General features: G+C 56.2%; 9 protein-coding genes. 7 read left to right on the plus strand and 2 right to left on the minus strand.

Annotation, left to right across the window (positions count from 1 at the left end; translation table 11 throughout):
• The first annotated feature begins 5 nt into the window (after positions 1-5).
• Genes LG198_RS02055 through LG198_RS02065 form a run of 3 tightly spaced genes read left to right on the plus strand, consistent with a single transcriptional unit; the run spans position 6 to position 5,529 of the window.
• On the plus strand, positions 6-1,694 hold the full coding sequence (locus tag LG198_RS02055) for a site-specific DNA-methyltransferase (protein WP_230341506.1): 1,689 nt from the start codon (positions 6-8) through the stop codon (positions 1,692-1,694).
• Positions 1,691-2,773 carry a PDDEXK nuclease domain-containing protein gene (locus tag LG198_RS02060; protein WP_230341507.1) on the plus strand — a complete coding sequence of 361 codons (1,083 nt, stop codon included), beginning with the start codon at positions 1,691-1,693 and terminating at the stop codon, positions 2,771-2,773. Before LG198_RS02055 ends, LG198_RS02060 begins: the two co-directional genes overlap by 4 nt.
• Positions 2,770-5,529 (plus strand): DEAD/DEAH box helicase family protein, encoded by a 2,760-nt coding sequence (locus LG198_RS02065; protein ID WP_230341508.1) that lies wholly within the window; start codon positions 2,770-2,772, stop codon positions 5,527-5,529. The genes LG198_RS02060 and LG198_RS02065 overlap by 4 nt, the downstream gene beginning before the upstream one ends.
• Before the next feature lie 35 nt (positions 5,530-5,564).
• Here LG198_RS02065 and LG198_RS02070 read toward each other — a convergent pair whose 3' ends face one another.
• Complete coding sequence (locus tag LG198_RS02070; protein ID WP_230341509.1) at positions 5,565-8,207, minus strand: chemotaxis protein CheW; 2,643 nt, start codon at positions 8,205-8,207, stop codon at positions 5,565-5,567.
• Positions 8,208-8,407: 200 nt separating this feature from the next.
• On the opposite strand from LG198_RS02070, the gene LG198_RS02075 reads away from it, so the two are divergent.
• The 4 genes from LG198_RS02075 (at position 8,408) to LG198_RS02090 (ending at position 12,637) form a co-directional block, all read left to right on the plus strand.
• On the plus strand, positions 8,408-9,643 hold the full coding sequence (locus LG198_RS02075; RefSeq protein WP_230341510.1) for a putative DNA modification/repair radical SAM protein: 1,236 nt from the start codon (positions 8,408-8,410) through the stop codon (positions 9,641-9,643).
• 8 nt (positions 9,644-9,651) lie between these two features.
• The gene (locus tag LG198_RS02080; protein WP_230341511.1) at positions 9,652-10,557 is read left to right on the plus strand and encodes a TIGR03915 family putative DNA repair protein; all 906 of its coding nucleotides are present in this window, start codon (positions 9,652-9,654) and stop codon (positions 10,555-10,557) included.
• A gap of 113 nt (positions 10,558-10,670) precedes the next feature.
• Entirely contained in the window at positions 10,671-11,987 is a 1,317-nt protein-coding gene (locus tag LG198_RS02085; RefSeq protein ID WP_230341512.1) for an ammonium transporter, read from the plus strand.
• 2 nt (positions 11,988-11,989) lie between these two features.
• The gene (locus LG198_RS02090; protein WP_230341513.1) at positions 11,990-12,637 is read left to right on the plus strand and encodes a hypothetical protein; all 648 of its coding nucleotides are present in this window, start codon (positions 11,990-11,992) and stop codon (positions 12,635-12,637) included.
• A 53-nt stretch (positions 12,638-12,690) separates the two neighbouring features.
• Here the strand turns inward: LG198_RS02090 and efp are convergent, their stop codons facing one another.
• Positions 12,691-13,248: an elongation factor P gene (gene efp, locus LG198_RS02095; protein WP_230341514.1), complete on the minus strand. Its 558-nt coding sequence runs from the start codon at positions 13,246-13,248 to the stop codon at positions 12,691-12,693.
• Between the last annotated feature and the right edge of the window lie 12 nt (positions 13,249-13,260).

Genomic DNA, 13,260 nt, shown 5'->3' on the forward strand with positions numbered 1-13,260 from the left:
TCTTTATGGACAAGCAAAAACTCGAACTCACCTGGATTGGGAAGGAGAAGCGGCCCAAGCTGGAGCCGCGCATTCTGTTGGAAGATGCAGAAAAGTCTTATCACGCCAAGCAGCGTGTTTCGGAGAGTGACGTCTTCGACAACCGGCTAATTTTTGGGGATAATCTGCTGGCGTTGAAAGCATTGGAACAAGAGTTTACGGGCAAGGTGAAGTGCGTATTTATCGACCCACCTTACAACACCGGCAGTGCGTTCACACACTATGACGATGGGCTGGAGCATTCCATCTGGCTGGGGCTGATGCGGGATCGTCTGGAAATCATCAAGCGGCTTCTGGCAGATGATGGTTCGTTGTGGATCACGATTGATGACAATGAAGCACACTATCTGAAGGTACTATGCGATGAGGTGTTTGGGCGCGGAAATTTTGTATCAACGGTAATCTGGCAGAAAAAGTACGCTCCGAAATCAGATTCAAAGTACTTCTCTGAGTCACATGACTTCATCTTAGTCGTCGCGAAGCAGTTGGATTGTTTTAATCTGGGGCGTCTGCCGAAAACAGAGAAACAAACAGGGCGGTATACAAATCGAGACAATGATCATCGAGGCCCCTGGAAGGCTAGTGACGTTCTTCGTAACGAGGCCCGTGACTATGCAATCTTTCCGGTAAGACTACCGTCTGGGCGAGAGGTTATGCCGCCATCTGGAACTAGCTGGCGGTACACAAAAGAGAAATTTGCCGAGCTAATTGCTGACAATCGTATTTGGTTTGGCGTCGATGGAGATGCTCGCCCGGCATATAAGCGTTTCCTTTCCGAGGTGACTGACACGATACCGAGTACGACCATTTGGCTGTATGACGAAGTTGGCCACAACGATGAATCGAAGAAGGAGATGCGTGCGATCTTTGGTACGGACTTGTTTGCAACTCCGAAACCGGAGCGATTACTTCAGCGGGTCTTGATGTTGGCCACCAACCCCGGCGACCTCGTCCTGGACTCCTTCGCCGGTTCCGGCACCACCGGCGCGGTCGCCCACAAAATGGGCCGCCGCTGGATCATGGTCGAACTGGGCGAGCATTGCCATACCCACATTATTCCGCGCCTGAAAAAGGTCATCGACGGCGAAGACCCTGGCGGCATCACCAAGGCGGTGGACTGGCAAGGCGGTGGCGGCTTCCGCTACTACCATCTCGCCCCCAGCCTGATCGTCGAGGATCGCTGGGGCAATCCGGTCATCAACCCGGAATACAACGCCACGCAACTGGCCGAAGCCCTGTGCAAACTGGAAGGCTTCACCTATGCCCCCTCGGAAACCCGCTGGTGGCAGCAGGGGCATTCCAGCGAACGGGACTTTATCTACGTCACCACACAGAACCTGTCTGCCGCCCAGTTGCAGGCTTTGTCAGATGAAGTGGGCACGGAGCAAAGCCTGCTGGTGTGCTGCTCGGCCTTCCACGGTATCAGCGCGGCAGCGGCCGCTGCGCGCTGGCCGAACCTGACGCTGAAGAAGATTCCGAAGATGGTGCTGGCTCGCTGCGAATGGGGCCATGACGACTACAGCCTGAATGTGGCGAACCTGCCGCTAGCCGAGCCATCTCCGCTAGCTTCTGCTGCGAAGGGAGTTAAATCAGGCAGAAAGCCCAGCGATAGCCGGACGACGGATCTATTCGGTGATTCTGGGGAGGAGGCATGATGTCGCAGAAAAAGGTAACTTTTCCCACCGATTACGCCGACTGGCTGATTGACATCAAGAGGCGCGTAGTGGCTGCCCGCCAGCGGGCCGCGCTGGCGGCCAATGCAGAGCTGATCCAGCTTTATTGGCAGATTGGTCATGAGCTTGTGCAGCGGCAGAAGTCCGCCAACTGGGGCGACAAGGTGCTTGACCGTCTGGCCAGCGACTTGCGCGAAGCCTTCCCGGAAATGAAGGGATTTTCCCGCGCAAACCTGAAGTTCATGCGGGCTTTCGCCCAAGCCTGGCCGGACGCCGCAATTGGTCAACAAGTTGTTAGCCAATTGCCCTGGGGCCACAACGTGATGTTGCTGACCAAGCTGAAAGATACGGCGCAGCGTCTGTACTACGCTGAACGAGCGCTTGCTGGAGGTTGGTCGCGCGCGACGCTGGAAGTACAGATCCGCAACCGCCTGCATGAGCGCCAAGGGCAGGCCGTGACCAACTTCAGCGCCCGTCTGCCCGCACCGCATTCAGAGCTGGCGCATGAAACGTTGAAAGACCCCTATCTGTTTGACTTTCTGGGCCTGGGCGATGACGCGCATGAGCGCGAGATTGAAAACGCGCTGGTGCGGCATATCACCAAGTTTTTGCTGGAATTGGGCAGCGGATTTGCCTTTATTGCGCGCCAGTACCGGCTGGAGGTGAATGGCAACGAGTTCTTCATTGACCTGCTTTTCTATCACACGAGGCTCAAGTGTTACGTGGTGGTGGAGCTGAAGGCCACGGCCTTCAAGCCCGAGCATGCCGGGCAATTGAATTTCTACCTGACCGCCGTGGACCGGCAGGTGAAAGCCCCGGACGACAAACCCACCATTGGCCTGCTGCTGTGCAAGACGCAAGATCGTCTGGTGGCCGAATATGCGCTTTCCGGCATCGATAAACCCATAGGCGTGGCCGAATACCAATTGGTGCGGGCTTTGCCGGAAACCTTTGCGACAAATCTGCCAACGGTGGAAGAGCTTGAGAGCGAGTTGGCAGAAGACGCAGTTATTAGAGATTTTCAAATAACTGATGCTGATGACGAAGGAGATAAAGCATGAGCGCCCGTGTGCAAAATCACGTTACCGGCCGCTTGTCGCTGCGGCCGCCGCAAGCCGAATCCTTGGCGCGATTGGTACGCGCGCTGGAAGCCGCGCCGGAAATGCTGGGCAAGGACAGAGACGCTGCTGTCAATCAGGCGATCCTGGCGACCCTGAAAGCCGAGTTTCCGACACTGGAGGACTTCGAGCGTGATTTCCCCTCGTTGTGCTTCGCATTGGCCACCGGCGTCGGAAAAACGCGCTTGATGGGAGCGTTTGTCGCCTACCTGCATCTGGCACACGGCATCAACAATTTCTTCGTGCTGGCCCCGAACCTGACCATCTATAACAAGCTGATTGCTGATTTCACGCCGAATACGCCCAAGTATGTGTTCAAGGGCATCGGGGAGTTTGCCATCAACGCGCCGAGAGTCATTACTGGCGATAACTATGATCAGCAGAACATCATCGGCGGGGAGTTGTTTGACGAGGTAAGGATCAACATCTTCAATATCTCCAAGATCAATTCCGAGGTGCGTGGCGGCAAGGAGCCACGCATCAAGCGCATGCGCGAGGTGCTGGGCGAAAGCTACTTCAACCACCTGGCCAATCTACCGGACCTGGTGTTGTTGATGGACGAATCACACCGCTATCGTGCCCAGGCCGGTATGCGGGCAATCAACGAACTGAATCCGCTGTTCGGGTTGGAGGTGACGGCCACGCCCTTTGTGGAATCCGCCAAGGCCCCCATACCTTTCAAGAATGTGGTGATGGACTATCCCTTGGCACGCGCCATGGAAGATGGCTTCGTCAAAGAACCGGCCGTCGTCACCCAGCGCAACTTCAAGGCCAGCAACCACGCTGCGGAAGAAATCGAGAAGATCAAGCTGGAAGATGGCGTTCGCCTGCACGAAGCCACCAAGGTCGAGCTATTGACCTATGCCCGGGAGAACGGCGTCAAGGTTGTCAAACCCTTCATCCTGGTGATCGCACGCGATACGACGCATGCCGGGCAGTTGAAGGCATTGATCGAGTCCCCGGCATTCTTTGAAGCGCGCTACCAGGGCAAGGTCATCCAGGTGGACTCCAGCCGCACGGGAGCCGAGGAAGAGAAGATGATCGAGGCGCTGCTGAATGTGGAGAACCCGGAGGAACCCACCGAGATCGTCATCCACGTCAACATGCTCAAGGAAGGCTGGGACGTCACCAACCTCTACACCATCGTGCCGCTGCGTGCCGCCAATGCACGCACGCTGATCGAGCAATCCATCGGGCGTGGCCTGCGCCTGCCTTATGGCAAGCGTACGGGCGTGGCGGCGGTGGATCGCCTCAACATCGTGGCGCACGACAAGTTCCAGGAGATCATCGACGAGGCCAACCGTGGCGATTCGCCGGTCCGTCTCAAGCAGGTGATCCTGGAAGCCCCCAGCAACGAGGACAAAAAGGTCAGCGTTCAAGTGCTGCCCAATCTGCTGACCCGCCTGGGACTGCACGATGAGCATGCGCCACATGTCCCGCCTGCGTTGGCAACGGTGGATGCCGGCACTGAGGTTGGTGGCGAACAAGTCAAGGCGCAGATTCAGCCGGTCTTTACGACCGAAGCAGAATTCAAGGCTGCCCATGTCGTGCGGGAAGTCCTCGCCACCTATGAGGTGAAGCGCGACTTGGCGCCGACCAGCGCGGCATTGCTGAAGCCAGAAATCCAGCAAGAGATTCTGGCAGAAGTGGAAAAACGTCTGAAACCCCAACAGGGGCAATTGCTGCAAGGCACCGACGACCAGGCGCCAGCGCTGGATCTGTCCGCCGTCGTGGCGAAGACCACTGAAATTCTGGTTCAGCAGACCATCGACATTCCGCGTATCGCCGTTGTGCCTACCGGCGAAGTCACCACAGGCTTTCATCCGTTCCGCCTGGGGGCCTTGCCCAACTTCCAGCCAGGGCAGCGCGAGATCGTCGGCCAGACATTGCGTACCAGCGAACAATTCACCCTGAACCGTGAAAGTGGCCTGCGGGAAAACCGCTTTGAAGATTACATCGTCAAGAAGCTGATCGACTTCGACGACATCGACTACTTCACGCAGGCCGACTTGCTCTACGACCTCGCCGGACAGGCTGTCGAGCATTACCAGCAGCAGAACTATTCGGACAGTGAACTGCACGAGATTTTCGATACCTACGGCAAGGAGCTCGCCCGCCTGATTCGCGCCCAGATGATGGAGCATTTCTGGGAGAAAGCGGCGGGCTACGAGGTTCAGGTCAGCAGAGGCTTCACCGAGCTGAAGGCATGCAACTACACCGCGTCAGCGGATGGCGTGATTCACTCCCTGCGCGAAACCGTCACAGACACCAGCCGCATCAAACAGATGCTGTTCGGTGGGTTCACCCGTTGCCTGTACTCCCTGCAGAAGTTCGACTCTGACACCGAACGGCGTTTTGCCTTGCTACTGGAACGTGACGCCCTCAAATGGTTCAAGCCCGCCAAGGGCCAGTTCCAGATTTACTACAAGCTGGGCAGCGAACAGCCGGAATACATCCCCGACTTCGTGGCCGAGCTGGATGGAATGATTCTGATGGTGGAGACCAAGGCACGCGTCGACCTGGCATCTGCGGAAGTCCAGGCCAAAGCTGATGCAGCCTCCCGCTGGTGCCGGCATGCTAGCCAATATGCCATTGAGGTTGGCAGCAAGCCTTGGCACTATCTTCTGATACCGCATGACGAAGTGACAGAGGATAAACGGCTATCAGGCTATTTGCGATTCGAAACCACCGAATCTTAAAAACAGTGCTTGTTCTGGGAACAAGGCAAATCTCTTCAAGCAGCTTGTTTTTCTTTTAGAGAAAGGGCTGTTTTAATCTCGATGTCGGTTGTTGTATTTGCATTCGCCTGCTGTGCAGCCTCGCTGATGCGGGTAATGAGGTTGGTGGCAGAGAGCAGGATCAGCAGGTTTTCGCCCTTGTCCGTCATGACCTTGGCGATGCCTTCGGCCGGAATGTTGATAGTGCCAAACAATGAGGATAATGGCTCTATTGCATTAGGCGCGATAGCCGGGATTTCTCCCAGGGCGCTCACCAGCAGGCCGAACTTGGGCAGTTTGGGCCCGGCCTGCACGATCACGATCTGTTTGTCCTGTTCCGGCGGCTGGAAATCCACACCGGTGAGCCGGGCTAGGTTGAGCACGGGGACGACATTCTCCTGGTGCTTGAGCATGCCTTCCAGCACTGATGAGGTTTCAGGCAGTGGCTTGATATGGTTGGCCTGAATCGCTTCGACGACTTGTGAGGCCGGCAGGCCAAGCCAGTGCTTGCCGATATAGAAGGTGGCGTATTCCTCGACATCTTCTGCAGCCGCGTGGTTGTTGGCAGGCTTGAACTGGTTGTGCTGCAAGAGGTTTTCCGCTTCTATCATGGCGTTGATTTCCGCAGCCTTGCCCAGCGGGATGAAGATCAGGGCAGTGACATGGTTTTGGTAATTGTCACTCTCGCCTTTGTATTCGCGGTAACCGGAAGAGGCACGGGCGCCTACGGCATAGTAATTTCCATCGTAAAGGGCGATATCGAAGCCGGCACCGCCTGGCGGCAGCTTGCATAGCTCAGGATGGATGGTGAATTCACTGCCTACGGTGAACTTGCTTGAGCTGGAGGAGATCACGCGCAAGCCGTCATCAACATACAGCGTAAAACTGCCTTTTACCTCAGAGCTGTCCGCGTTGCGCGGCAAGGCATCGGTGAGCATTGCCGAGAATTGCGGCGTGCTGTCAAACACGATGCCGATGCCGCCTACGGTTTGCTCATTATGATGAATGGCGGCAGCGTAGATATAGGTGGGCTGGTTGCGGTAAAGCGGGCTGGGCTCGAAATCGGAGACAACATAATCCTGGGATTGGTGCAGGTGCAGTGCCGCCCGGGCCCAGTCGGCAGTAATCGCTTCTCCAACGAATTGTTGGTAGGCCGGGTTGGAGGTGGCAACGATGACGCCATTGCGGTCGAACACCACGAGGTTGTCATACACGGTGTAGGCCTGATTGATGTAAACCAGCACCTTGGTGATTGCGGCTTTATCCTGCGCACTTAGCTCTGGTTTGGACAGGAGGTGCTGGAAGTTAGCGGTCAGAGCCCACCAGCGGCAATCGTTAGCGCGCTCGTAGAGGTTGCGGTCCATGATGTCCACGGCGAGCGAGGCGAAGAAGCGCGAGTTTTCCAGCATGACGGCGACCACGGTCTGGTAGAGGTCAGCCACGGTTTTCTCGATGACATTCTGCGTCTTGAAGCCGGTATTGCTGATTTCCCACAGCAACATCTTGGAGAAATTGTTCTGCTGCGCATTATGGCTGGCATCGCGTTTTTGCCAGATGTTGCCGTTCCAGACCGATTGGTTGAGCTTGCTCTGGATGGTGGCGGCCTGCTTGGGAATGCCGAGCAGGGTGGATGAGAAGAGAAGCGGGCTGCGCATGACCTTTTTCAGCAGCTTGGGGTCGATGCCGGCAATGATGCTGGCGACATTGTCGTCAAAGGCATGGTCGAGCGGGATCATCACATGGCCGCGCCAGCCTGGGCCCATGTAACCCTGGTAGCCCTTGGTGTCTCGCGTCACGGCAAGGTAGAGCCTGCCGGCAAAGCGGGTGAGTATCCAATCCTGACCCTGGGTGGTTTCCAGCGGCGCACCCAGCGGAATCTGGTAATGGTCGCTGCTGGCAATGACACGGTTTTCATTATCCAGCAGCAATCCCACGCACCATTCATCTTTGTTGATGAGCTCGTCGAAAATGCCTGCCATCTCATTCTCGAACTTGAAGCAGAGGCAGAGCACGCCCAGGGACGTGCCGTTATCATCGTGGTGAACCTTGCTTGCGTAAATGAGGCTGGAAGCTTGTTCCGGCACCAAGTCACTGTGGCGGAATACTTCTATATACGGCTGGTTGCTATGCAAGGCTTCCTTGATCAGCGGATCGCTCGATTTCAAGACGGGACTATCCTGATCCAATTGCACCAAAACATTGCCGCTTGCATCAAGAAGGATCACGTTGAAGTACACCGAGTACTTCTTGACGTATTCGGCAAAGCGCTCCTGGAGCAGGTTGCAGTCATCGTCATCGGCAATGCCTGCCAGATGCTTGTCGAGGAAGTTACTGAGGTTGTCATCGGTGGAGAGAAAGCCGATATCCGCAGTGCGCTCGAACAGGTTGCGCACGACGATATCCACGGCCACCTGCGCCTTGGCGGTGATTGCGGTGACAGTCTTGTTCAGGGTTTCCTGGGCCAGGCTGTCCAGCACATCGCCGGTGACTTGCCCAAATGCCTGGCGTGTTTCGCTCATGTCCGTGCCGGTACCGGAAAGCTGGCTCAGCAATGAAAGATTATCCCAGGTGCTTTGCAACTGCTGCAACGCTTCGCGGTAGCGGTTGAGGCTGCTCATATGCTGGGGTATGACTGAAGTTTTGTGGTTTGCTGCGCTCATGCTCTAAATCCCGGTGGATGATCGTACTTGTCTATTAGGCAGCAAGTATCGTGCCTGTTGTTTTCCGTTAAGTCTTTCAATCCTAATAACCATAAAAATCGGTGTTCCTACATCGTGTTGACCTATCCCTTTTCCAGCGTCCAGGTAATGCATTCAGCCAGATAGTAGGCAATTTTACTGAACGAACGTACAATAGATTTATGCAGGTTCAACAGAAACTAGAAATATTGGCCGATGCCGCCAAGTACGATGCCTCGTGCGCTTCCAGCGGCACCGAGCGGCGCAACTCGCGGGACGGGAAAGGCATAGGCTCGACCACGGGCACGGGGATTTGTCATAGCTACGCGCCAGACGGCCGCTGTATTTCCCTATTGAAGATATTGCTAACCAACTTTTGCTTGTACGACTGTGTCTATTGCGTCAACCGGGTAAGCAGCAATGTGCCGCGGGCACGCTTTAGCATAGACGAGGTGGTGCAGCTGACGCTGGCGTTTTACCGCCGCAACTACATTGAGGGCTTGTTTCTGAGCTCGGGCATTATCCAGAGTCCGGACTACACCATGGAGCAAGTCGTTGAAGTGGCGCGCATCCTGCGCGAAGAGCATGGCTTCCGCGGTTATATCCATCTAAAAACCATCCCGGATGCCGACCCGGACTTGCTGGCGCGTGCAGGGCGCTATGCGGACCGGCTAAGCATCAATATCGAGCTGCCGACGGCAGCAAGCCTGTCCGCGCTGGCACCGGAAAAGGACGGCGCTGCCATCCGCATTTCGATGGCACGTCTGCGTGAGCGGATTGATGCGGGGAAGGACAAGACCGTCAGCGGCAAACGCCCGCCGAAATTTTCCCCCGGCGGGCAAAGCACGCAAATGATCGTCGGGGCGGATGCCTCGGACGACAGGACGATATTGAGCACCAGCGCCGACCTTTATGGGCGCTACCGCTTGCGGCGCGTCTACTATTCCGCGTTCAGCCCCATCCCCGATGCGAGCCCGGTATTGCCATTACAGTCGCCGCCATTGGTGCGAGAGCACAGGCTGTACCAGGCGGACTGGCTGATGCGGTTTTATGGGTTCGAGTCGCATGAAATCATTACCGGCGAACAAGGCATGCTGGCGCTTGACATGGACCCCAAGACAGCATGGGCGCTGCAGAACCGCGCCATGTTTCCCGTTGACCTCAACCGTGCACCCAAGTCCACGTTGTTGCGCGTGCCAGGGTTGGGCGTACGCAACGTGCAGCGTATCCTGGCAGCTCGCCGCGTGCGGGCGGTGCGGTTGGATGACCTGGTGCATATGCGCGCGCCGATCAACCGTATGCTGCCGTTTATCCAGCTTCCAGACCATCATCCTGGCGCGACGCTGGATGCAGTGAGTTTGCCAGCGCGTCTTAAAGCAATTCCCGCTGTGCCGCAGCAATTGGGATTGTTCATGTAGGGCATTGCATGCATAGCGTTTATCTCAAACATGAAACTGACATCGAGGGTTGGCGCACTGCAGCGCGTCAGCTAATTGCTCACGGTGTAGCTCCGCAGGAGGTTGACTGGTATGTGAGGCCGGCCCAGGACGTGGCGGTTCAGGAAGATTTTTTTGCGATGGCGGATGATGTAACGAACCTGGCAAGTCCTCGGTTATCCGGAGTCTCCCAAGAAAATGCTGCTGACAATAGACGCCTGATGGTGCCGCGCCAACTCGTCGAGCTAGTACGTCCCGTGATTCTGCACCAGGCCCCGGAGCGCTTTGGCTTGCTGTACCGGGTGCTATGGCGGCTACAACGGGAACGCGGCCTGATGAGGCTGGCAGGGGATGCCGATATTGCCCGCCTGAATGTTATGGCCAAGGCAGTACGGCGCGACATGCACAAAATGACGGCGTTCGTTCGTTTCCGGGAAACCGTGGTGGAGGGCCGGCAGCGGTATCTTGCCTGGTTCGAGCCGGAGCACCACATCATGGCGGCGATCGCACCTTTCTTTATCGGGCGTTTTGCCGCCATGGACTGGACCATCATGAGCCCACGCATGGGCATGCACTGGGACGGTACCATGCTGCATTTTCTGCCTGGGGGTAAGCCAGAGGCGCTGCCTGCAGAGGATGCCGGAGAAGCGCTATGGCTGAGTTATTACCGGCATATTTTCAATCCCGCACGCCTCAAGCTCAAGGCCATGCAAAAAGAGATGCCGAAAAAATATTGGCATAACCTGCCTGAGGCAGAGCTGATTACCTCGTTGATTGCAGGCGCTGGAACGCGAACCCAGGCGATGCTGGAGAGGATGCCCGAACCGCCCAGGCGCAAGATCATCGGCTATCAGCGAAAGCTGCGGCGTCCGGATATCGCCGGTGGGAACGAATAATGGTATTTAGGATGCGATAAAGAGCCGATAAAGCAGCAAATGTCGTGGCTGGCATTTTTCGTGCTTTTTTGATTGTGTAATCCGCAAACCGCGAACAACCATAAGAAGCCGCCATGCAAATAACCTTGTTCTCGCTATCCGCTTTTTTTTGCCTTTACTTTTTATATATCCCGGCAGTATCCGCAGGCGAGGGCGCGGCCCAGGTGCAGGCAGTGGATACCGTCTGGGTGGCGATTTCCGGAGCGCTGGTGTTCATGATGCAGGCCGGGTTTGCCATGCTGGAGAGCGGCATGTCACGTGCCAAGAATGCCGTGAATGTCATGATGAAGAATTATATGGATCTGGCTGTCGGGGCACTGTTGTTCTGGTTGGTGGGGTATGGCCTGATGTTTGGCAGCAACCCCAGTGGCTGGATAGGTTCTGATCATTTTGCCCTGGCCTATGGCGCGGACTGGAGTGCCAGTATGCTGTTCTTCCAGGTGATGTTTGCTGCTACGGCGGCGACCATTGTCAGTGGCGCCATGGCAGAGCGTACCAATTTCATTGCCTACCTGTTGGGCGCATGCGGCATCATGGCGCTGATTTATCCGGTGTTCGGTAGTTGGGCGTGGAATGAGCATGGCTGGTTGAAGCAGATGGGCTTTATCGACTTTGCCGGCTCCACGGTGGTGCACTCTGTTGGCGGTTGGTGCGCCCTGGCGGGCATCATGGTGCTGGGGCCACGGCTGGGAAGGTTTGGCAACAAGGGAGAGGCGCATCTGATACCAGGCCATAACCTCAGCCTGGTGGCCATGGGCGGTTTCCTGCTCTGGTTCGGCTGGTTCGGTTTCAATGGCGGTAGCACGCTGGCTGCGGGTACCAATATCGGGCCGATTCTCCTGAATACGCATATGGCAGGGGCGGCAGGCGCGGTCGGGGCCTTGTTGATAGCCCTGGTAATGCGCCAGCCGGTGCTGATGGTCTATGTCGTCAATGGCAGCCTTGGCGGCCTGGTGGCAATCACCGCTGGTTGTGCCAGCATGGATGTGCCCTACGCAATACTCACCGGGTTTTTGGGTGGGATCGTGACCATGTTCGGGGTCTGGGTGCTGGAAAAGCTGCGGCTGGATGACGTGGTCGGGGCAGTCGCGGTGCATGGCTTCAGCGGTGTATGGGGTACCATCGCCGCAGGCTTGTTTCTCAAGGACAATATGTTCGATCTCAATCAGGTCATGGTGCAACTCATCGGCGTGGGAGTGGCCTTCGCCTGGGTGTTTATGAGTGCATTGCTCATGTATGGCTTGCTGGCGCGGACCATAGGCTTGCGCGTGAGCACTATGCACGAGCAGCGCGGGCTGGATATTACCGAGCATGGTGAGGTTGGCTACCCTGAGTTCAATCGTGATTCAGCCTACCAGCGCGAGCATGTCCAACAACTTAACCGGCTTTGATCGTGGATATCGTATTACGCCGCCGTGCAATCTTTACCGGGCTCAGGCCATTTCTCAATGATGATGAGTTGCTGCCTGCGATTGGCTTATGGGAGCGGGAATATGCTGTCCAGCCGGTATTTGCCCTGAGCGGATTTATTGCTAAGTGCTGTACACGGCCGGCGCTCAAGGCGCAGCGCGGCCAGATGCTGCGTGCCGTAGTTGGCGCCATGGAATTGCCGGAGGGACAATTGCTGCCGGACCCGGGAACCCAGTTGGGCGATGAGGTACCGAGGGCGCAACGGCTAGCAAGTCCAAGCCTAAGCGCAGATGATAAAACCAGCATGTTCGCAATCTTGCTCCAGGCCATGCTGTCTCTTGTTGAGCCCGCATTGCAGGGTGTGATCCGTAACCGCTTGTTGCAGCAGCTTGGCAAGCAGAAACTTGAAGGCCTGAGGCAACAGGCCTTACATGACTGGCTAGCAGGGCATAGTGCCATGTTGACCCATAGCTACAGCCTCGATCTGCTGCAATTATTTATCAATCAGGCTTATGTTGTGATGTGTGAAGCATTGGGGCCGGTCAAGGCTGACCAGCTATTGGCACAGGCAATCCGCCAGGCGGAAATCCAAGGGCAGCCCCTGAGTTTCCGGGTGCATGATCTGTTGTAAGAGCCCAATAAATAAAGGGAGCAGTTGCTCCCTTTTACCTGGATCAGTCTTGCTTACTTCACGCGGTTCTTGTATTCCAATGTGCGGGTGTCGATTTCGATCTTGTCGCCGATGTCACAGAACAAAGGCACTGGCAACTCGAAGCCGGTGGCGATTTTTGCTGGTTTCATTACCTTGCCGGAAGTGTCGCCCTTGACGGCTGGCTCGGTGTAGGTGATTTCGCGCACGACGGAGTTCGGCAGTTCAACGGAGATGGGCTTGCCGTTGTAGAACACGACTTCGCATTCCATGCCGTCCTGCAGGAAATTGAGCGCATCTTCCATGGTTTCCGCTTCAACTTCGTACTGGTTGTATTCCGCGTCCATGAACACATACATCGGGTCGGCGAAGTAGGAGTAAGTCACTTCCTTCTTTTCCAGAACTACCACGTCAAACTTGTCATCGGCTTTGTAGACCGCTTCGCTCGGGGACTCGGTGAGCAGATTCTTGAATTTCATCTTGACCACGGAGGAGTTGCGGCCCGATTTGCTGTATTCGGCTTTCAGCACAACCATAGGGTCGTTGCCTACCATAAATACGTTGCCTACGCGAAGTTCCTGAGCTGTTTTCATGTGATGTCCTGG

Origin of the sequence: Methylobacillus arboreus (genome assembly GCF_020532725.1) — a bacterium.
GTDB lineage: Bacteria > Pseudomonadota > Gammaproteobacteria > Burkholderiales > Methylophilaceae > Methylobacillus > Methylobacillus arboreus.